Consider the following 20,527-nt stretch of genomic DNA (forward strand, 5'->3'; position numbering starts at 1 on the left):
GCGACGTTCCACCCGCGGCGGGATCAGACGCTACGCAACGTGAATAGCTCCGCGTCTGCCCACGCCGCTCAACCCGCCCGAGAGGGCCAAACCAACCGCCGGGACGAACTCAAGGCTGGATAGAAACTGGGGGCAACGTCACTTGTCTTAAGGGTGGGTCGTGTCCGGGCAATTAGGGGGCTGATTCAGAGTCCGCTCAGGCGCAGTGCGCTAAACGCAATTTTTACAAGCAGCTGCTGCGTCCTACCTGGCCCCAAAGCAAGCACTGATGGCCGCACGCTGATCGGGAAGACAGCTGCGAGGGCGCAACCTAGTTGAAGTCGGTAATCCTCCAACAGGCCGCTGCGACGGTTATATGCCCTTTCGCCGCCGAGCCGCTTTTGGCTGTTTTACCGTCAACATGAGCGCCGCGCGCTGTCAGTGCAAACGTTCCGGCATTGTTCGTGGGTCGGATGTACATTTATCTGTTAGCATTGTTAGAAGCGAACGGAAAAAAATTCACGTAATCAGTCATCTATATACGAGCAACTGTTCGCAACCCACACCGGGCGAGGTGTCGCTCGCCCATCACGGCGTGCTGTTCCTCGACGAGTTGCCGGAATTCCAGCCCCACGTGCTGGACGGGCTTCGGCAACCCATCGAATCCGGCGAGGCGGTGATCGCGAGGGCCAATCAGCGGGTGAGCTTTCCCGCGCGCTTCCAGCTGGTGGCGGCCATGAATCCCTGCCGTTGCGGCAAGGCGACCGAGCCCGGCTTCGCCTGCCCCCGCATGCCGAATCCGCGCTGCATGGCCGACTACCAGGCGAAGATCTCCGGCCCGCTCATCGACCGCATGGACATGGTGATCGAGGTCCCCGCCGTATCCGCCGCCGATCTCATCCTGCCGGCGCCCGCGGAGGGCAGCAACGAGATCGGCCTCAGGGTCGCCGCAGCCCGCCGCATCCAGGCGCGTCGCTACGAGAGCAGGGGAGTGCCCGTCAGGCTCAATGCGCATGCCCCGCCCGCCGTCCTCGACGAGGTGGCGGCCCCCGATCCCGCCGGGCTCGCGCTGCTGCGCGACGCGGCGGAGGCATTGCGCCTGACGGCGCGCGGCTATCACCGGGTGCTGAAGCTCGCCCGGACCATCGCCGACCTCGACGGGACCGCCACGGTCGGGCGCATCCATCTGGCGGAAGCCCTCAGCTATCGTGGGGCGTCCGATGCGCTGCGCGTGGCGGCCTGACCGGCGCTCATGCTGCCGGACCGTCGGGTCTCGCCCCGCGGCGGCATGCTTCATCCGGGGACGCGGGGCCAGCCCTCGAACCCCGCCGCGCCCTGCTGTTCGGAGCCACCGAAGGGGGCCGGTAACGCCCCGTCAACCCTGTCTCCCTACAGTCGGCTCCGCTTGGCCGGGTCGCGCGTGGAGAGTCGCCGTGGATGCTTTCGCCCTCGTCGCCGGCGGTGCGGCAGCGCTCGGCGTGACCTGCGTCGCGGCACTTCTCCACCTGCTCCACGGGCGCCGCGCGCTGTTGCGCAAGACGGCGGCGCTCGAGGACATGGTGGAGACCCTGACCGACCGCGTCTTCGAACTGGCGGAGAGCGAAGAGCGCCACCGAGGCCTCATCGACGCGCAGGGCGACCTCATCGTGCGGCGCGACGGCGCGGGCGTGATCACCTTCGCCAACCGCGCCTTCGGTGAACTCGTCGGGCGTCCGGCGGCGGACCTGGTCGGTCGCAGCCATGCACCGCTGGTGCTCGATCGCTCGGAGGAGCGCCGCGAGCCGGACGGCTCGCGCAGCACCGACGAACTCATCGCGACGCCCTCGGGCCGTCGCTGGATCGCCTGGCGTCATCATCCCGTCCTCGACGACGAGGGGCGGGCCGACGAGATGCAGTCGGTCGGCCGCGACATCACCGACCGCAAGGCGGCGGAGGATGCGCTGGCCTCCTCCCGGGCACGGGCGGAGAGCGCCAACGAGGCCAAGTCACGCTTCCTGGCCACCGTCAGCCACGAGATCCGCACGCCGCTCAACGGCATCATGGGGATGGCGGACCTGCTGCTCGACACCCGCCTGTCGCCCGACCAGCGAACCTACGCCGAGGCTGTGAAGAGCTCCGGCGAGGCGCTGCTCGCGCTGATCGACGAGATCCTCGACTTCTCCAAGATCGAGGCTGGCCGCCTCGATCTCGACACGGCGCCCTTCGACCTCCTGCCGATCATCGAGGGCGCAGCGGAACTGCTCGGCCCCCGGGCCCAGGCGAAGGGCCTCGACGTCGCGACATCGGTTGCGCCCGACGTGCCGGCAAGGCTCATGGGCGATGCGACGCGGCTGCGACAGGTCCTGCTCAACCTCGCGGGCAACGCGGTGAAGTTCACCGAGGCGGGCGGCGTCACCATCGCCGCGGAGCGGGACGGTGACCATCTCGTGCTGACCGTCACCGATACCGGCCCGGGCATCGCGCCCGCCGACGTGGAGCGGATCTTCGGCGAATTCGAGCAGGGCGAGACCACCTTCGCCCGCCGCCATGCCGGCACCGGCCTCGGCCTCGCCATCTCGCGCCGCATCGTCGCGCTGATGGACGGCACGCTCCAGGTGACAACGGCGCCGGGCGCCGGCGCCACCTTTACCGTACGGCTGCCGATGACGATCGCGGCTGGGCCGGCCGAGCCGGACGAACGGCTCACCGGCCTGTCGATCCTCGTCATCTCGCCCTCGCCGATCGAGCGGGACGCACTGACGCGCCGGCTGGCGGCCCGCGGCGCCGGTGCGGCAGCCTGCACCGGACCCGGCGACATTCCCGCCGAGGCCGGGTGGGACACGGCGATCATCGACCACCGGCTGGGTGCCGACGGGGTCGCCGACGCCCTCGCGGTGCTCGCGGGCCGGGCCCGCCGCACGGTTCTCCTGGTGCGCCCGGCGGAGCGTTCGGCCATCGCCGGGTGGCGCGAGCGCGGCATCGGCGGCTGGCTGGTCTCGCCCGTGCGGGAGGCGTCCCTCGTCATGCAGATGCGGGCCCAGGGCGAGGGGTCGGCCGAAGACCTCGCCGAGGAGAGCTCGGGAAGCGGTCGCGAGGCGAAGCGCGCGACCGGTCCGGCGATCACCGTCCTGATCGCCGAGGACAACGCCATCAACGCGCTGCTCTGTCGCAAGCTCGTGGAGAAGCTCGGCCACCGGCCGGTCTGGGTCACGGACGGCCGTGCGGCCGCCGCGACCGCGCTCGACCCGGAAGCCCACATCGACCTCGTGCTGATGGACATGCAGATGCCGGACTGCGACGGTCTCTCGGCGGCGAAGATGATCCGGGCCGGCGAGGGCGAGGGGCGGCGCCTGCCGATCATCGCTCTGACCGCGAACGCCTTCCCCGAGGATCGCGCGGCGGCCATCGCCGCCGGCATGGATTCGTTCCTGACCAAGCCGCTCGATCGCGACCGCCTCGCCGAGGCGCTCGACCGCTATGCGGCGGTCACCACGCCAGGCCGCGGGCCCGCAGCGCGCCGGAGAGCGAAAGCGCGTCCGTGAAGAGCAGCGCATCCATGCCGAAGGCGCGGGCCGCCTCCACATTGCGCGGCGCGTCGTCGATGAAGATGCAGTCGCCGGGCGCAAGGGCGTAGCGCTCGCAGAGGATCGCGTAGATCCGCGGGTCGGGCTTGTTGATGCCGACATCGGCCGAGAGGACGAGGCCGGAGAAACCCGCGAGGAAGGGGTGGGCGGGCAACGTCCTGTCGAAAAGTTCACGCGAGAAGTTGGAGATGCCGTAGACGGGCCCGCCCGCCGCCAGCCCCTCGAAGATGGCGCGGGTGCCGGGCACTTCGCCGGGCACCGCCTTCAGCCAGTCGTCGTAGAAAGCCGCGAAGACGGGGGCATGCCCGGGAAACCGCGCGGCGTGGTCGGCGACCGCCTCCGCGACGGGCCGGCCTGCGTCCTGGCGCGCGTGCCAGTCCATGAAGCCGACCTCGGCCATGAAGGCCTCCAGCGCTGCGGCGTCGGCGAAATGCTGTTGAAGCGCCGTCTTCGGCTCCCAGCGCAGCAGAACCTGTCCGATGTCGAAGACGGGAACCGGCGAGAAACGGGGCATGGGAGACATCCGCAGCGAGGGAAGAGACGGCCGTGTAACAGTTGAGCTGCGCTATAATGCGCCATCAGTAACGAACTGATAACGCGCAAACCCGACAATCCCTGACACATGACGTAGGGTCCGCATGAATGGCCGGCACCAAGAGAACGACGCGGAGTCACGGCAGGACGCCGAACACCGCATCTTCCGCACGCCAAGCCGGCCTGCTCAAGCGGGCCATGGCGATTGCGCGCATGGGCTACTGGCAGTCCGGTCTGCCCGGCAGCGGCACGATCTGGATCTCGCCGGAACTGTCGGCGATGTACGGCCTCCCCACGAAGGACGGGATGGCCTCCCTTGCCGATATCCGCGCGCGGTTCCTCGGCACGGCCGTGGAGGAACTGAGAAGCGGGCTCGATCGCTGCTGGAGTGAGGGCACGGCCTACACGGTCCAGGCGCAGTACCGCCACCCCCGGGGGGATGTGGTGGATTTCGCCATCCACGGCGAGGCGGAGCGCGACGAGAGGGGCGTCATCACCGGCATTTCGGGCATCGTGCGCGACATCACCGAGGAGCAGGCGGCGCTGCGTTCCGTCTCTGCGAGCGAGCAGCGCCTCGCCGACTTCGTCAGCACGGCCTCCGACTGGTGCTGGCAGACCGGCCCCGACCACCGCTTCCTCGCCCTGCCGCTCCCGGGGGAGCGAAACGCCGCCATTCTCGCCATCGCGGCGGGCGGCTTCGCCCGCTGGGAACTGCCGATCGTTCCCGAGCAACGGGAGGCCATGGCGCGCCATCGCGCCGACATGGAGAACCATCGTCCGTTCCGCGACTTCATCTACACGGTGATCGAGCCCGGCGGGGACAGGGCGACGATCCGCTCGAGCGGCAAGCCCGTTTTCGACGACGACGGCGTCTTCCAGGGCTATCGCGGCACGGCGAGCAACGTCACGGATCAACGGATCACGGAAGATCTGCTCGTCCGGCGCACTGCGGCCCTCGCCGAGGCGCACCGCCTCGGCCGGATGGGATCCTGGCACTATCGCCTCGGCGACGCCAACGTGGTCTGGAGCGAGGAGCTCTACGCGCTGACCGGCTACGATCCGGCGAGCCTCGACACGAGCCATGAGGGCATCCTCTCCCGTTTCGACGAGGCCGACGCCGAAAAACTGGTGGCGCTGCAGAAGGAGGTGGTCCGCACCGGCGGCGCCGCGACCGCCGATCTCAGGTTCCGCTGCGCGGACGGGCGCGTCGGCGACTTCGCGCTCAACTGCAAGGCCGAGACGGTGGACGGCCGCGTCGTCGGGCTCATCGGCACGGTCCAGGACATCAGCGAGCGCAAGCTGGCGCAGCGCCAGCTGGAGGAGCTCGCCTTCACCGATCCCCTCACGGGCCTCGCCAGCCGCACCCAGTTCAAGCGCCAGCTCTCCGGCATGGTCGGCCGCGCGCTGCTGGAGGAGCGGTTCGGCGCCCTTCTGCTCATCGATCTCGACCGCTTCAAGGAGGTGAACGATTCGCTCGGCCATGCCGCCGGCGACGAGTTGCTGTGCCGGGTTGCGGGCCTGCTGCGCCAGGCGCTCGGCGCCGAGGCCTTCATCGCCCGGCTCGGCGGCGACGAATTCGCGGTGCTGGTCGAGCGGCCGAGCCTCGATGACGACATGCGCGAACTGGCCGAGCAGCTCATCGCGCTGATCTCCGGACCCATCGACCTCGCCAACGGCGAGGCCTTCGTCGGCGCCACCGTCGGCATCGCCAAGCTGCCGGAGGACGCGGCGACGACCGAACTGGCGATGCGCCACGCCGACCTCGCCCTCTGCATGGCGAAGGAATCGGGCCGCGGGCGCTGCATGGTCTTCGAGCCCGCCTATGCGGAGGCGGTTGAGCAGCGGCTGCTGCTGGCGCGCGACCTGCGGCACGCCATCGAAGAGAACGAGATTCACGCGCACTATCAGCCGCAGGTCGATCTCAACACCGGCCGCGTGGTCGGCTTCGAAGCGCTGCTGCGCTGGACGCACCGCGAGCGCGGCCCCATCCCGCCGGGCGTCTTCATTCCTGTCGCCGAAAGCTCGGGCATCATCGTCGACCTCGGACTCTGGGTGCTGCGGGAGGCCTGTCGGCAGGGTCGGGCCTGGCTCGACCAGGGGCTGCCGCCCCGCACCATCGCGGTCAACGTCTCGCCGGCGCAGTTCTGGAACATGGATTTCGAGACGGCGGTGTCCGCCGTTCTCGCGGAAACAGGGCTGCCGCCCAACCTCCTGTGTCTGGAACTGACGGAGAGCCTGTTCGTCGACCAGAGCGAGCACCAGATCAGCCGGACGCTCGGCGCACTGTCCGCCCTCGGGGTGCGGCTGGCGCTCGACGATTTCGGCTCGGGCTATTCCTCGCTCGGCTATCTGACGCGCCTGCCCTTCGACCGCCTGAAGGTGGACAGGTCCTTCGTCGACGGCGTGTCCACCCGTCCGGAGAAGCGCAAGCTTCTCGGCGGCATCATCGCCCTGTCACGCGGCCTCGGCATGTCCGTCGTGGCCGAGGGCGCCGAGCGCGCGGCCGAAGTCGACGTGCTGCGCGAACTCGGCTGCGACGTCGTCCAGGGCTATGTCTATTCTCGCCCGGTGTCGCCCGAGAAGGCGCCGGCCGTCGCCGATGCGATCGAGCGCTCGCCGCTGGTGGAATGGCATCGGCGTCCCGCGCGGCTGGATCGGTCGACGCCGGCGGTCGCCGCATACATGGGCTGAGGCCGGCCTCGGCCGCCTCATCGCAGGCACCGGATCGGGATCGCCCGAAGCCCTGGCGCGCGGGCGCGTCGCCGCCTTGCGTGGCCGACGTGCCGATCGATGGGCGCGACGGGCCGGAGGGCCATCCGCGCCAGCGGCATCCAAGGCATTTGATTACCATTTCTTCAGCGCTTTTGCGTTACGTTGCGTGAAGCAATTGTGCTGCCAGCCCTGTTCGGAATCCTGACACTGTCGAGCCCCGCATCCCATCGTCTGCAACCGAACGGTGCGGAGGCCCATGAGGGGCCGATGCTGCAGTCCTCTTTGCTGGCGAGCCGGGCCATGGCCATCGCCAGGATGGGCTACTGGGTGGCCGAGGCGCGCGATCCGAGCATCTTCTGGATATCGGCGGAACTCGCCGCCCTGATGGACGTGCCCGCTGGTTACGTCTCCATCGCGAGGGTTCGCGAGCGCTATCATGGCGACAGCGCCCTGCGTGTCGCGGCGGCGTTCGAGCGCTGCCTTTCGGACGGGACGCCCTATGCGGTGGACGTGAGCTTCCGCCATCCCGACGGGCGCGACCTCTTTCTGCGAATCCACGGCGAGGCCGAGCGCGACGCGTCCGGGGTCATCGTGCGGGTCATCGGCATCGTCACCGACGAGACCGGCGAAACCCAGGCGCTGAAGCAGGTCGCCACCTCGGAACAGAGGCTGGCGGATTTTCTCGATACCGCGACCGACTGGTGCTGGCAGACCAATGCCGAGCACCGCTTCGAGAAGTTCGACGCCGGCAGCACGACACGATCGATCGACGTCCGCCTCGTCATCGGGAAGCGGCGCTGGGACCTCGACGTCCCGGATTCCGCGCTCCCGGAGCTGAAGGTCGTGCGGGCGGAAATGGAGGCCCGCAGGCCCTTCCGCAATCTCGACTACACCGTCAATACCCGCGTGGGACCTCGCCGTGTTCGCACCAGCGGCAAGCCGATGTTCGACGCGGACGGAACCTTCCTCGGATATCGCGGCACGACGAGCGACATCACGGAGTTGCGCGAGACCGAGCGCCTGTTGCTGAACCGGTCCGCCGCCCTCGCCGAGGCCCACCGGCTCGGCCGCATGGGGTCGTGGTCCTATCTTCTGGGCGACGCGAGCGTGACCTGGAGCGAGGAACTCTTCTCGGTCACGGGTTTCGACCCGGCGACCTTCGACAGTTCCAACCAGGCCGTCCTGGCGCTGTTCAGCCCCGAGGACCGGCAGACGCTGCTGGACGTGCAGCGGGCGGTGCTGAAGGAGGGGGGTGCGCGCAGCTGCGACGTCAGACTCTGCTGCGCCGACGGCCGTATCCGCGACTTCGCCGTCACCTGCAAGGGCGAGGAGGTCGGCGGCAAGGTCGTCGGCTTCGTCGGGACCGTGCAGGACGTCACCGAACGCAAGCAGGCGCAGCGGCAGCTCGAGGAACTCGCCTATGCGGATTCGCTGACCGGCCTCGCCAACCGCGCCATGTTCAAGCAGTCGCTGACCAGGGTCATCGGCAAGGCCCTGCTGGAGGGCCGGTTCGCGACGCTCTACCTGGTCGATCTCGACCGGTTCAAGGAGGTCAACGACGCTTTCGGCCATGCTGCGGGCGACGAACTGCTCTGCCGCGTTGCCGCCATCCTGCGCCGGGAGTTCGGCGACGCTGCCCTGATCGCGCGGCTGGGGGGCGACGAGTTCGCGGTGCTGGTCGAGCGCGACCAGCAGCACGAGGATGTCCGTCTCATCGCCGACGACCTCATCCAGGCGCTGTCCGGGCCGATCGACCTGTCGAGCGGCGAGGCCTTCGTCGGCGCCACGGTCGGTGTGGCCATGCTGCCGGAGCACGCGACCTCGACGGACCAGGCCATGCGGCATGCCGACCTCGCCCTCTACATGGGCAAGGAGGCGGGCCGCGGCCGCTCGATGCTGTTCGAACCGGCCTTCGCCGAGGCGGTGGAACAGCGTCTGCTGCTGGCCCGCGACCTGCGCCACGCGATCGAGGAAGAGGAACTGCACGCCGTCTACCAGCCGCAGGTGTGCATCAGGACCGGCAGGGTCATCGGCTTCGAGGCGCTGCTGCGCTGGACGCACCGGGACCGCGGCCCCATCTCGCCGGCGGTGTTCATCCCGGTGGCGGAGAACTCCGGCATCATCGTCGACCTCGGCCTGTGGATCCTGCGCGAGGCCTGCCGCCAGGCGAAGGCCTGGCTCGATCAGGGCCTGCCGCCGCGCACCATGTCGGTCAACGTCTCGCCGGCGCAGTTCTGGGGCATGGATTTCGAGACGGCCGTCGCCGCCGTCCTGGACGAAACGGGCCTGCCCCCGCACCTTCTGTGCCTCGAACTGACGGAGAGCCTCTTCGTCGACCAGAGCGAGGAACGCGTCAGCCGGACGCTCGCCTCGCTGTCGCGGCTCGGGATCAAGCTCGCCCTCGACGACTTCGGTTCAGGCTACTCCTCGCTCGGCTATCTGACGCGGCTGCCGTTCCACCGGCTGAAGGTCGACCGCTCGTTCGTCGACGGCATCGCCGTCGACCCGGCCAAGCGCAAGCTGCTCGCCGGCATCATCGCCCTGTCCCGCGGCCTCGGGCTCGCCACGGTGGCGGAGGGTGCGGAGAAGCGGGCGGAAGTCGACGTGCTGCGCGAGCTCGGCTGCGATACCGTCCAGGGCTTCGTCTATTCCCGCCCGGTCGGGCCCGACGCGGCGACGGCGGTCGCTGCCTCCATCGAGGCCGAACCGATCCCGGACAACCGCCCGCAATGCCTCGTCCCCGACGCCGATGCGGCGGCGATGATCGCCGCCCTCGGCTGACCCCGGTCCTCAGCCGCCGATATTGTAGGCCGCCAGCGCCGCCATGTTGACGAGGTCGGAATCGCGCGCGCCGAGCGGCACGATCTGCACCGGCTTGTCGAGGCCGACCAGCAGCGGACCGATGACCGTCGCGCCGCCCAGCTCCTGCATCATCTTGGTGGAGATGGAGGCGGAGTGGAACGCCGGCATGACCAGGACGTTGGCCGGGCCGGTGAGGCGGCAGAACGGATAGGCCTGCATCAGCTCCGGATTGAGGGCGACGTCGGCCGACATCTCGCCGTCGTACTCGAAGTCGACGCGGCGCTGGTCGAGGATCTTCACCGCCTCGATGACCTTCTCCGACCGCTCGCCCTTGGGCTGGCCGAAGGTGGAGAAGGCGAGGAGGGCCACCCGCGGCTCGGTGCCGAGGCGGCGGGCCGCATGGGCGGCCTCGATGGCGATCTCGGCGAGGTCGGCGGCGGACGGCATCTCGGTGATGGCGGTGTCGGCGACGAGCACCGTGCGCCCGCGCGAGAGCACGATGGAGACGCCGATCAGCCGGTGGCCGGGCTTCACGTCGATGACGCGGCGAACCTCCTCGAGGGCGGAGGAATAGTTGCGGGTGACGCCGGTGACCATGCCGTCGGCATCGCCGGCTTCCACCATGGCGGCGCCGAAGACGTTGCGGTCCTGGTTCACCATGCGCTGGCAGTCGCGGTAGAGGTAGCCCTCGCGCTGCAGGCGCTCGTAGAGCTGGCTCGCATAGTCGGCATTGCGGGTGGAGAGCCGCGCATTGGCGATCTCGATGCCGTCCTTGAGCTCGATGCCCGCGGCCTGGGCGGTAGCGCGCACGCGGTCCTCGCGGCCGACGAGGATCGCCGTGCCGAGGCCCTGGTTGACGAAGCTCTGGGCGGCGCGGATCACCTGTTCCTCCTCGCCCTCGGCGAAGACGACGCGGCGCGGCGTGCGGCGGGCGCGCTCGAAGATGCGCGCGAGGACGCCGGCAACCGGATTGAGCCGGGCGGTGAGCTGGGCCTTGTAGCCGGCCATGTCGACGATGGGGCGGCGGGCGACGCCGGTCTCCATGGCGGCTTGGGCGACGGCGGTCGGCACCGCGATCATCAGGCGCGGGTCGAAGGGAACGGGGATGATGTATTCCGGACCGTATTTCGGCCGGCCGCCGCCATAGGCCGCGGCGACGTCGTCCGGGACGTCCTCGCGCGCCAGGGCGGCGAGGGCGTTCGCGGCGGCGATCTTCATCTCCATGTTGATCTGGGTCGCGCGCACGTCGAGGGCGCCGCGGAACAGGAAGGGGAAGCCGAGGACGTTGTTGACCTGGTTCGGATAGTCGGAGCGGCCGGTGGCGACGATGGCGTCGGAGCGCACCGCGTGGACCTCCTCCGGCGTGATCTCCGGGTCGGGATTGGCCATGGCGAAGATGATCGGCTTCGGCGCCATGGACATGACCATCTCGGGGGTGAGCGCCCCCTTCACCGACAGGCCGAAGAAGACGTCGGCGCCCTTGACCGCCTCGGCGAGAGTGCGGGCATCGGTCGTCACGGCATGGCCGGACTTCCACTGGTTCATGCCGTCGGTCCGACCGCGCCAGATGGTGCCCTTGGTGTCGCAGAGCGTGACGTTGTCGGGCGTGAAGCCCATGGCCTTCAGAAGCTCGACGCAGGCGATGCCGGCGGCGCCGGCCCCGTTGACCACGAGGCGGGTCGTCTTGATGTCGCGGCCGGTGATGTCCATGGCGTTGATCAGGCCCGCGGCGGCGATGATGGCCGTGCCGTGCTGGTCGTCATGGAACACCGGGATGTCCATGAGCTCCTGCAGGCGCTGCTCGATGATGAAGCATTCGGGAGCCTTGATGTCCTCGAGATTGATGCCGCCGAACGAGGGCCCGAGATAGCGCACCGCCTCGATGAACTTGTCCGCGTCCTCGGTGTCGATCTCGAGGTCGATGGAATCGACGTCGGCGAAGCGCTTGAAGAGGACCGCCTTGCCTTCCATCACGGGCTTGGAGGCGAGCGCACCGAGATTGCCGAGGCCGAGGATGGCGGTGCCGTTGGTGATCACCGCCACCATGTTGCCGCGGGTGGTGTAGTCGAAGGCGCGTGCCGGGTCCTCGGCGATGGCGAGGACGGGAACGGCGACGCCCGGCGAATAGGCGAGGGACAGGTCGCGCTGCGTCGCCATCGGCTTGGTCGGGACGATCTCCAGCTTGCCGGGCTTGCCGACCTGGTGGAAGGCCAGTGCCTCCTGGTCCGTGATGGTCGGGCGGTTGCGTCGGCCGGTCGTGTTGTCGGTCGCCATGGCGGGTTCTTCTTGCAGCGTTCCTCGGAAAGGACGGGGACCATAGGGTTTGCCCACCCGGACGGCAACGGGCCGTGAGGGGGAGAGGGCCTGCGTGCGTCAGGCGGCCCGGCCGGCCGCCCAGCCCGACGACCAGGCCCACTGGAAATTGTAGCCGCCGAGCCAGCCGGTGACGTCGACCGCCTCGCCGATGAAGTAGAGGCCGGGGACGGATTTCGCCGCCATGGTCTGCTGGTCGAGGCTTGCGGTATCGACGCCGCCGAGCGTCACCTCCGCCGTGCGCCAGCCTTCCGTGCCGGCGGGCCGGATGCGCCAGGCGTTGACCGCCTGGTCGATGCGGGCGAGCACCTTGTCGGAACAGTCGGCGAGGTTGCCGGTGATCCCTTCGGCCTCGACGAGGGCCTGGGCGAGGCGTCGCGGCAGGATCTCCGCGAGGACCGTCTGCACCGCCTGCCGCCCGTGACGGGTGCGGGCGGCCTTCAGGGCTTCCAGCACGTTCACGCCGGGGGCGAGGGAGACCACGATGTCCTCGCCGTCGCGCCAGTAGCTGGAGATCTGCAGCACGGCCGGCCCCGAGAGGCCGCGATGGGTGAAGAGGACGGCCTCGGCGAACCGTGTCTTGCCGTGCCCGACCACCGCTTCCTCCACCGCGATGCCGGAGAGCGGCGACAGACGCGCCAGCATGTCGGGTGAGAAGGTCAGTGGCACGAGGGCCGGGCGTGGCGGGACGACGGCAAGGCCGAAGCGCTCCGCGACGTCATAGGCGAAGCCGGTGGCGCCCATCTTCGGGATGGACTTGCCGCCGGAGGCGACGACGAGGGATGCGCAGCGGATGGTGCGGTCCGACAGCCTGGCGTCGAAACCCTCCTCGGTGCGGACGATGTCGTCGATGGCCGTGGACAGGCGGAGGACGGCGCCGGCGCGCTCCATCTCGTCCACCAGCATGGCGATGATCTGCTTCGCCGAGCCGTCGCAGAAGAGCTGGCCCAGCGTCTTCTCGTGCCAGGCGATGCGGTGGCGGTCGACCAGGGCGACGAAGTCGTGCTGGGTGTAGCGGGCGAGCGCCGAGATGGCGAAGCGCGGGTTCTGCGACAGGAAGTTCTTCGGCGAGCAGCCGAGATTGGTGAAGTTGCAGCGCCCGCCGCCGGAGATGCGAATCTTCTCGCCCGGCGCATCGGCATGGTCGACGACGAGGACCGAGCGCCCGCGCTTGCCCGCCTCGACGGCGCACATCATGCCGGCGGCGCCGGCCCCGATGACGAGGACGTCGACGGACTGCGGACGGGTCACTCGGGACGGGTCCGCCCGGCCGGCGGCGTCTCGTCGCGCTTCAGGTAGGGATAGCGGTCGGCGAAGTCGCCGGTGTAGCCGAGGTTGCGTGCGGTCGGCGAGCGGACGAGCGCCTTCTTGTCGACGATGCGGGTGCCGAGCAGGCGGTCGGCAATGGCGGTGGTGATGCCGAAATTGCGGTTCTCGTCGACATAGTGATGCAGGGCGTGTTCCTGCCGGCGCGCGGTGAAGTAGCGCGAGCGCATGTCGCCATCCATGTGGCAGGCGAAATGGACGATCTCGTAGAAGGCGAAGAGGGCGAAGGCGATGGCCACCACGGGGGCGATGGGCCTGAGGCCGACGAGCCAGGAGAGGCCCGCCACCACCGATACGAGAAGCACGACGCTCGCCGGGTGGGCGAGGATCACCCGGGTGTCCTTGGGGTCCATGTGGTGGGCGTAGTGCACCCGGTTCCAGAACTGCGCGGTGGGCGAGGTCCGGGCGAGGTCCAGCCAGTGCAGGACATATTTGTGGGTGATGAATTCGACGACAGGCAAGAGGGCGACGCCGATCAGGGCCGAGGCCAGCGTCCACAGGATGCCGGCGGTCGCTACCGAATAGACGAAGAAGACGGCTGCGAGGGCTGAATAGAGCAGAACGGCGCCGCGGGCGTCGGGATGGCGCAGCACGGCGAGGGCGTCGGCGGCGAGCGCGCGGATTTCCTGGATCAGGGACATGCGGTTGCGTCTCGGCTGGAAGGGACAGGCGGCGGCGTCCCCGTTGCCTTCCTCTAGCCCATCCTGCGTGGCGAGGGGAAGGCAAGGGCTCGTGATCTGCCTCCGGTCCCGGCCGCATGCCGAACGGCGGATGGCGCAAAGCGGGGGGAGCGGAGACGATGGGCCATCCCGCAGACGAGCCGCCGAACCCATGACCCATCCCCAGCCAAACGACGCCGAAGCCTTCGACCGCCTGATGAGCGCGCGCCATTCCTGCCGCGCCTTCCTGCCCGAGCCGCTCCCGCGGGAGACGATCGAGGCGATCCTGACGACGGCGCAGAAGACCGCCTCCTGGAACAACACCCAGCCCTGGCAGGTGGTGATCGCCAGCGGCGCCGCCGTCGAGCGTTTCCGGGCGCTCATGCTCTCCCTCGCATCCGGCGGGGCCGAGCCGAGCAGCGACTTTCCCTTCCCGCGCGAATATCGCGGGGCGCTTCTGGAGCGGCGTCGGGCCTGCGGCTTCCAGCTCTACGACGCGGTCGGCGTGCAGCGCGGCGACAAGGCCGCCTATGCCCGGCAGAGCTTGCGCAACTTCGCGCTGTTCGACGCGCCGCACGTGGCTATCGTCACCACCGACGAGGCGCTCGGCGCCTACGGGGCGCTCGATTGCGGCGCCTATGTCAGCAACTTCATGACGGCGGCGACCGCCCGGGGCGTCGCGACCATCGCGCAGGCGGCCCTCGCGGTCCATGCCGGGGCCATCCGCACGCATTTCGGGATTGCCGAGGAGCAGCGCGTCGTGTGCGGCATCTCCTTCGGCCGGGCCGATACGGCGGCTCCCGTCAACGGCTACCGCACCGTCCGCGCCGGCCTCGGCGAGGTCGTGCGCTGGGAGGACTGACCCCGCGGCGCCTCGCGCAACAAGGGCGCCGGAGGTGATCCGGCGCCCTTGGCGTTTCTCAGGCGTCGCTTACTGCGTGCGCAGCAGCGGGCACTGGCTCTGCGCCACGGGCGTGAAGGCCTGGTCGCCCGGCACGCGCTGGACGATCTTCAGGAGATCCTCCGGGTTCTGCATCTCGCCGGGCGCCTTGGCCTCGGCGTAGAGGACCTCGCGCATGAGGCGGCCGTCGGCGCGGATGCGGGCGCCACGGGTGAAGACGTCCTCGACCGGCATCTCGCGCATCTTGGCGAGCACCGGCCCGGTCTCGATCGTGCCCGCCGCAGCGACGGCGCGCAGGTAGTGGCGCACGGCGCTGTAGACGTTGGCCTGCGGATCCGTCGGCAGGCGGCCGACGTCGCGCCTGAAGCGATCGGCGAAGGCGCGCGTCTCGGCGTTCTCGCCCCAGTAGTAGGAGAGGACGACGGGCATGCCCTGGGTCGCCTGCGCGCCGACGGCCTGGATGTCCACCGTGGTCATGGAGAAGGGCACGTAGCGCTGCCCGGCGGCGCGGATGCCGAACTCGTCGGCCTGCTTGACTGAGTTGATCATGTCGGAGCCGCCGCCGATGAAGCCGATGTTCTTGGCTCCCGAGGCCTGGGCGCGCAGCAGGAAGGACGAGAAGTCGGCGGTGCCAAGCGGAAAGCGCACGGCGCCGAGCACCTTGCCGCCTGCAGCCTCGATCAGCTTGGTGGCATCGGCCTCGATGCCGTGGCCGGCGGCGTAGTCGACCGTGAGGAAGTACCAGCTGTTGCCGCCGGTGGCGTGGGCGCCCTTCACGGTGAGGTTGGAGACGACGTAGCCGTCATTGGCCCACTGCATGCCATGGGTGGAGCACTGGGCGCCGCCGATGAGGCTGGACGAGGCCATGGAGACGACGAGCAGCCGGTCCTTGTCCTGCGCCACCTTCTGGATGGCGAGGGCGACGCCGGAGGAATAGATGTCGAAGATCGCCCGGACACCCTGGACGTCGTACCATTCGCGGGCGAGCGCCGAGCCGAGGTCCGGCTTGTGCTGGTGGTCGGCGGAGAGAACCTCGACCGGGCGGCCGAGCACGCTGCCGCCGAGCTCCTGCACCGCCATGCGGGCGGCGGCGACCGACCCCGGACCGGTGATGGCGGAGTAGGGGCCGCCCATGTCGTTCAGCACGCCGATGCGGATGGGGGCGGCCTGCTGGGCGCTCGCGGGCGCCGCGAGCGGCAGGGACAGGATAGCGGCTGCCGCAAGGGCGAGCGCCGCGGGGCGAAGCCTCGGGCCTTTGACCGACAGGAATGTCATGGGTGTCCTCCTTGCCGGTCGTGCCGGCTCTCGTTGATCGTTCAGGGCCGGCGCCGCCGGCATGTCAGAGCAGGGCCTTCAGCTGCTCCTTCTTGACCTTGCCGGTCTCGGTCATCGGCAGGGCGTCGACGAAACGGATTTCCGGGCGCTTGTAGGAGGACATCATGGTGCCCACCCAGTCGGCGAAGGCGGTCTGGCCGGCGGCATTTCGCTGTTCCTCCGGCAGCCAGACGAAGGCGACGGGAACCTCGCCCTTGGCCTCGTCCGGGCGGCCGATGACGCCCGAGCCGAGGAGGCCCGGATACTGGCCGAGGATCGCCTCCAGCTCGCCGGGGAAGACGCTCATGCCGTTGACCTTGAGCATCTCCTTGCGGCGGCCGAGGAAGTGCAGGATGCCGTCCGCGTCGTAGAGGCCGATGTCGCCGGTGTGGAACCAGCCGTTCCGGAACACCTCGTCGTTGGCCTCGGGCCGGTTCCAGTAGCCCTTGAAGAGCGAGGGCGAGCGGATGCAGATCTCGCCCTCTTCGCCGAGGGCCTTGAAGGCGCCGGTCTCGAAGTCGCAGATCTTGAAGTCGGTCCCGGGCACCGGAAAGCCGACGAAGACGGGCTGGGAGTTGAGGTCGAAGTCGTCCTCGTCCAGCCCGTAGTTCATCGTGTCGCAGGTGTGGGTCTCGGTCATGCCCCAGGCGACCTCGCGGATCGTCGAGCCCGTCACCTCACGCCAGCGGCGGCGCAGGTCAGGATTGAGCTTCTTGACGAAGGAGACGCCGCCGGTGCGCTCGAGGCTGGTGAGGTCGTAGTTGGCCCGCTCCGGGTGGTCGAGGATGTCGACGGCGCCGTCGACCAGGAAACTCGCATGGGTGACGCGGAAGCGGTCGATCGCCGCCACGGAGGCGACGGGATCCCAGCGGTTGAGGAGGACGCAGGTGCAGCCGGCGAAGACGGGGAAGATGACGCCGAAGACCTCGCCGGCCACCCAGAAGACCGGGAGGTAGCAGAGGTAGGTCGAGTCCTTCGTCGTGCCGAGGGAGAAGGGGACGGTGGTGGCGGCCGTGTAGACCATGTCCGCCTGGGTATGGATGCAGCCCTTGGGCATGCCGGTGGTGCCGCCGGTGTAGTTGAGGGCGGCGATGTCGTCGGGCAAGACCGGCTCGGGCGGCGTGAATGGGCCGGTGAAGGCGGCGAGGGCCGGCATCATGTCGATCGTGTCCTCGGGCACGCGCTTCGGCACCGACAGCGAGGCCGGCGCCGGGATGGCGGGCACGGCGGGCGCGGCCTCGGCGAGCGAGGTGACGATGACGTGCCTGACGCTCGTCTTCGGGAGGACCTCGGCGACCGTGTCGTGGAGCTGGTCGAGGGCGAGGATGACGGTCGCGCCGGTGTCGGTGAGCTCGTAGGCGAGCTCCGGCGCCTTGAACATCGGGTTCACCGGCACGTGGACGGCACCGAGCTTGAGGATGCCGTAGAAGGCCACGAGGAATTGCGGGCAGTTGGACAGGAAGACCGCCACGCGGTCGCCCTTCACCACGCCGAGCGAGCGCAGGAGATGGGCGAAGGCGTCGCTCCGCCGGTCGAGCTCGGCGAAGGTGGTGATCGCTCCGTAGAAGTTGATCGCCGCCTTGTCCGGCTGGATCGCGGCCCAGCGCGCGAGATGCTCGGTCAGGAGCACCTGGCCGAAGGGATATTGCGGCTGCCGCGGCAGATCCTTCGGCCAGCGGCGGTCCTGCACGGCCGACACCATGGCGAGATAGGCCTTCTCGTCCAAGCGATCCTCCAACGTCTGTTTTTGTCGTTGGAAGGCAGGCTGACGCCGACAGACTTTAAAATCAATAGGCCTATTGATTGTTGCGGCCCGTTGGCCATCCCTCACCCGACGGATGTCAGCCGGCCGCGGCTTGGTCCGTTGCGACAGGCGGTACGCCGGGGCGCGCCAGCAGGCCGTTGAACAGGATGTCGACGATGGTGTCGGCGAAGGAGCGGATCCGGTCCGGCGCGGTCAGGTCGACGGCGTACATGTCCTCGACGATGGCGTGCAGGGCGAAGCTCAGCGAAGCGGCCGATGTGATGGCGTTGGTGACGTCGTGGATGGGGCGACGCGGGATGGCGCCGGCGTCCATGGCTTCGCGCAGCGCCTGGTCGAAGACGCCGAACCCGGGGGCGAGGTAGGTCTCGACCAGCCAGGCGAGGCGGGGGCTGCGCGTGGTGCCCTCGTGGACGACGATACGGACATAGTCGGGGTTCTCCGCATTGGCCTCGACGAGGCGGCGGATGAGCACCTTCAGCTTCTCGACCGGATCCAGCCCGGCGAGGTCGCGGGCGGTGGCGCGGAAGAGCCGGCCGCGCTGGCGCATCAGCCGGCGCATCGCCTCCTCCCACAGTTTCGACTTCGAGCCGAAATGGTAATGCACCATGGACTGGGTGAGGCCGGCGGCCTCGGCGATCTGGCCGGTCGTCACCGTCTCGAAGCCGTGGCGGGCGAAGAGGGCGATGCTGGCGTCGAGCAGCAGGTCGCGGGTCGGGTCGCGGCCCTCGCGCTCGGTGAGCTTCGGACGACCGGGCGGGCGGCGGCGCGGGGCACGCGCGGCGGGGGTCGGGGCGGCCCTCTTGTCGGCGCTGGTCATGGATGCTGGACTGCAGCCTCGGTGGTTGCACGGGAGGCCGGATGCTATCAGCCGGACGGACGAGCACAATAATTATTTAGTCTATTGATTTCCATGGCCTGCCCGACCAGCATGGGAGGATGACGGGTCCGCGTGGCCCTCGAAGGCTGCAACGACCTCCGGAACGGGGGCATGACGGGAGGAAGCGCGATGACCGTCGGCGGAGTGCCCGACCGAGACAGCTGCGTTCTGTCGAACCTCATCGACCGTCACGCGGCGGCGACGCCCGACAAGCCCTTCGTCGTCCTGCCCGGTGGCGAGACGCTGGCCTACGCGCGGCTGCGGGCCGACGTGCGCGCCATGGCGCGGGCGCTGCAGGACCTCGGGGTGGAGCAGGGCGAGCACGTGCTCGTCTGGATGCCGAACGGTCTCGACGTCCTGCGGATCTGGTTCGCCATCAACTATGCCGGCGCCGTCTATGTGCCGATCAACACCGCCTATCGCGGCGGCATCCTCGAACATGTGGTGCGCAATTCCGGCGCCCGGCTGATGATCGCCCATGGCGGGCTTGCGCCGCGCCTCGCCGACATCGACAGGTCGGCGCTGACGCGCGTCGTGGTGATGGGCGGCGAGCACCCCGACATCCCCGGCCTCGACGTGCTCGGCGCCGAGGCGCTGGCGAGCGACGGCGAGGTGAAGCCGCTCGCCCGCCCCATCGAGCCCTGGGATACCCAATCCATCATCTACACCTCGGGCACGACCGGCCCTTCGAAGGGCGTCCTGTCGTCCTATGCCCATCTCCACGCCATGGGCACATCGCTGGCTGCGGAACGCGACGGCACCCCCTTCGTCGGCGCCGACGACCGCTTCATGGTCAACCTGCCGATGTTTCATGTCGGCGGCACCGCCCCGACCTACGCCATGCTCGCCTGCGGCGGGTCGATCAGCCTTCTCGACGCTTTCGAGACCTCGACCTTCTGGCAGACGGTGGAGACCACCGGCACGACGGCGGTCATCCTCCTCGGCGTCATGGCCTCCTTCCTGATGAAGGAGCCGGTGCGGCCGGGCGAGCGCGACACGCCGCTGACGAACGTCATCATCATTCCTCTCGGGGCCGAGGGCGTCGCCTTCCGCCAGCGCTTCGGCATGACCACGCGCACGCTCTTCAACATGAGTGAGGTCTCCTGCCCGCTCATCGCCGAGCCGAACCCCACCGTCGTCGCCACCTGCGGCAAGCCGCGCAAGGGCGTGCAACTGCGCCTCGTCGACGCCCACGACGTGGAGGTGGCTCCCGGCGAGATCGGCGAACTCGTCATCCGCACCGATGCGCCCTGGGCGCTGAACCACGGCTACAACGCCAATCCGGAAGCGACTGCGAGCGCCTGGCGCAACGGCTGGTTCCACACGGGCGACGCCTTCCGCACCGATGCGGACGGCAACTACTTCTTCGTCGACCGCTTCAAGGACGCGATCCGCCGCCGCGGCGAAAACGTGTCGTCCTTCGAGGTGGAGCTGGAGGTCGCGGCCCATCCGGCGGTGCGCGAGGCCGCGGCCGTGGCCGTGCCGAGCGAGTTCGGTGAGGACGACATCCTCGTGGCGGTATCGCTCGCCGAGGGACAGAGCCTCGACCCTGCGGAGCTCATCGCCTTCCTGAAACCCCGCATGGCCCACTTCATGGTGCCGCGCTACATCCGCGTCCTCGACGACCTGCCGAAGACGCCGACCCGCAAGGTGGAGAAGTATCTCGTCCGCCAGTCCGGCATCACGCCGGATACCTGGGACCGGGACAAGGCCGGCATCTCCATCCGGCGCGAGAAACTGGCCGGCTGAGGCCGCGCCCCTTCCTTCCAGAAGCGAAAGCCC

Annotated in this window: 13 protein-coding genes and 1 pseudogene; 7 read left to right on the top strand and 7 right to left on the bottom strand. The window is 69.3% G+C overall.

Features of this window, described 5'->3' with window-relative positions; translation table 11 throughout:
* The 3 genes and pseudogenes from ACT6XY_RS13875 to ACT6XY_RS13885 all read left to right on the top strand — a co-directional run.
* Nucleotides 1-123: pseudogene (locus ACT6XY_RS13875) on the top strand (IS3 family transposase); the annotation flags it as partial.
* Nucleotides 124-400: 277 nt separating this feature from the next.
* Nucleotides 401-1,222 (top strand): ATP-binding protein, encoded by an 822-nt coding sequence (locus ACT6XY_RS13880; protein ID WP_444748932.1) that lies wholly within the window; start codon nucleotides 401-403, stop codon nucleotides 1,220-1,222.
* Between the two features lie 190 nt (nucleotides 1,223-1,412).
* Nucleotides 1,413-3,500, top strand: a complete 2,088-nt coding sequence (locus ACT6XY_RS13885) for an ATP-binding protein (protein WP_444748915.1) — start codon at nucleotides 1,413-1,415, stop codon at nucleotides 3,498-3,500.
* Here the strand turns inward: ACT6XY_RS13885 and ACT6XY_RS13890 are convergent.
* Nucleotides 3,445-4,056 (bottom strand): HAD-IA family hydrolase, encoded by a 612-nt coding sequence (locus tag ACT6XY_RS13890; RefSeq protein WP_444748916.1) that lies wholly within the window; start codon nucleotides 4,054-4,056, stop codon nucleotides 3,445-3,447. The genes ACT6XY_RS13885 and ACT6XY_RS13890 overlap by 56 nt on opposite strands.
* 218 nt (nucleotides 4,057-4,274) lie before the next feature.
* Here ACT6XY_RS13890 and ACT6XY_RS13895 point away from each other — a divergent pair, with 218 nt between their 5' ends.
* Entirely contained in the window at nucleotides 4,275-6,767 is a 2,493-nt protein-coding gene (locus ACT6XY_RS13895) for an EAL domain-containing protein (protein WP_444748917.1), read from the top strand.
* A 288-nt stretch (nucleotides 6,768-7,055) separates the two neighbouring features.
* Nucleotides 7,056-9,569: a sensor domain-containing protein gene (locus tag ACT6XY_RS13900; protein WP_444748918.1), complete on the top strand. Its 2,514-nt coding sequence runs from the start codon at nucleotides 7,056-7,058 to the stop codon at nucleotides 9,567-9,569.
* Nucleotides 9,570-9,578: 9 nt separating this feature from the next.
* Here ACT6XY_RS13900 and ACT6XY_RS13905 read toward each other — a convergent pair whose 3' ends face one another.
* The 3 genes from ACT6XY_RS13905 to ACT6XY_RS13915 form a co-directional block, all read right to left on the bottom strand.
* Entirely contained in the window at nucleotides 9,579-11,864 is a 2,286-nt protein-coding gene (locus ACT6XY_RS13905) for an NADP-dependent malic enzyme (RefSeq protein WP_444748919.1), read from the bottom strand.
* A gap of 99 nt (nucleotides 11,865-11,963) precedes the next feature.
* Nucleotides 11,964-13,154 carry an NAD(P)/FAD-dependent oxidoreductase gene (locus tag ACT6XY_RS13910; RefSeq protein WP_444748920.1) on the bottom strand — a complete coding sequence of 397 codons (1,191 nt, stop codon included), beginning with the start codon at nucleotides 13,152-13,154 and terminating at the stop codon, nucleotides 11,964-11,966.
* Complete coding sequence (locus tag ACT6XY_RS13915; protein ID WP_444748921.1) at nucleotides 13,151-13,870, bottom strand: sterol desaturase family protein; 720 nt, start codon at nucleotides 13,868-13,870, stop codon at nucleotides 13,151-13,153. The genes ACT6XY_RS13910 and ACT6XY_RS13915 overlap by 4 nt, the downstream gene beginning before the upstream one ends.
* Before the next feature lie 190 nt (nucleotides 13,871-14,060).
* Here ACT6XY_RS13915 and ACT6XY_RS13920 point away from each other — a divergent pair, with 190 nt between their 5' ends.
* Nucleotides 14,061-14,750 carry a nitroreductase gene (locus ACT6XY_RS13920; protein WP_444748922.1) on the top strand — a complete coding sequence of 230 codons (690 nt, stop codon included), beginning with the start codon at nucleotides 14,061-14,063 and terminating at the stop codon, nucleotides 14,748-14,750.
* Between the two features lie 69 nt (nucleotides 14,751-14,819).
* Here the strand turns inward: ACT6XY_RS13920 and ACT6XY_RS13925 are convergent, their stop codons facing one another.
* The 3 genes from ACT6XY_RS13925 to ACT6XY_RS13935 all read right to left on the bottom strand — a co-directional run bounded on the left by ACT6XY_RS13925 (nucleotide 14,820) and on the right by ACT6XY_RS13935 (nucleotide 18,685).
* Entirely contained in the window at nucleotides 14,820-16,064 is a 1,245-nt protein-coding gene (locus ACT6XY_RS13925; protein ID WP_444748923.1) for an ABC transporter substrate-binding protein, read from the bottom strand.
* A gap of 64 nt (nucleotides 16,065-16,128) precedes the next feature.
* Nucleotides 16,129-17,829, bottom strand: coding sequence for an AMP-binding protein (locus ACT6XY_RS13930; protein ID WP_444748924.1), 1,701 nt, complete (start codon nucleotides 17,827-17,829; stop codon nucleotides 16,129-16,131).
* Nucleotides 17,830-17,944: 115 nt separating this feature from the next.
* Nucleotides 17,945-18,685, bottom strand: coding sequence for a TetR/AcrR family transcriptional regulator (locus ACT6XY_RS13935; protein ID WP_444748925.1), 741 nt, complete (start codon nucleotides 18,683-18,685; stop codon nucleotides 17,945-17,947).
* A 189-nt stretch (nucleotides 18,686-18,874) separates the two neighbouring features.
* Here ACT6XY_RS13935 and ACT6XY_RS13940 point away from each other — a divergent pair, with 189 nt between their 5' ends.
* Nucleotides 18,875-20,494 (top strand): AMP-binding protein, encoded by a 1,620-nt coding sequence (locus tag ACT6XY_RS13940; protein ID WP_444748926.1) that lies wholly within the window; start codon nucleotides 18,875-18,877, stop codon nucleotides 20,492-20,494.
* Nucleotides 20,495-20,527 lie beyond the last annotated feature (33 nt).

The sequence above is a fragment of the Phreatobacter sp. genome (assembly GCF_052440005.1).
Lineage (GTDB): Bacteria > Pseudomonadota > Alphaproteobacteria > Rhizobiales > Phreatobacteraceae > Phreatobacter.

What these genes read in the sequence shown, in the direction of transcription:
- ACT6XY_RS13940 (WP_444748926.1), top strand. Translation starts at nt 18,875, where the DNA reads ATGACCGTCGGCGGAGTGCCCGACCGAGACAGCTGCGTTCTGTCGAAC.
- ACT6XY_RS13935 (WP_444748925.1), bottom strand. Translation starts at nt 18,685, where the DNA reads ATGACCAGCGCCGACAAGAGGGCCGCCCCGACCCCCGCCGCGCGTGCC.
- ACT6XY_RS13905 (WP_444748919.1), bottom strand. Translation starts at nt 11,864, where the DNA reads ATGGCGACCGACAACACGACCGGCCGACGCAACCGCCCGACCATCACG.
- ACT6XY_RS13925 (WP_444748923.1), bottom strand. Translation starts at nt 16,064, where the DNA reads ATGACATTCCTGTCGGTCAAAGGCCCGAGGCTTCGCCCCGCGGCGCTC.
- ACT6XY_RS13880 (WP_444748932.1), top strand. Translation starts at nt 401, where the DNA reads ATGAGCGCCGCGCGCTGTCAGTGCAAACGTTCCGGCATTGTTCGTGGG.
- ACT6XY_RS13900 (WP_444748918.1), top strand. Translation starts at nt 7,056, where the DNA reads ATGCTGCAGTCCTCTTTGCTGGCGAGCCGGGCCATGGCCATCGCCAGG.
- ACT6XY_RS13915 (WP_444748921.1), bottom strand. Translation starts at nt 13,870, where the DNA reads ATGTCCCTGATCCAGGAAATCCGCGCGCTCGCCGCCGACGCCCTCGCC.
- ACT6XY_RS13890 (WP_444748916.1), bottom strand. Translation starts at nt 4,056, where the DNA reads ATGCCCCGTTTCTCGCCGGTTCCCGTCTTCGACATCGGACAGGTTCTG.
- ACT6XY_RS13920 (WP_444748922.1), top strand. Translation starts at nt 14,061, where the DNA reads ATGACCCATCCCCAGCCAAACGACGCCGAAGCCTTCGACCGCCTGATG.
- ACT6XY_RS13895 (WP_444748917.1), top strand. Translation starts at nt 4,275, where the DNA reads ATGGCGATTGCGCGCATGGGCTACTGGCAGTCCGGTCTGCCCGGCAGC.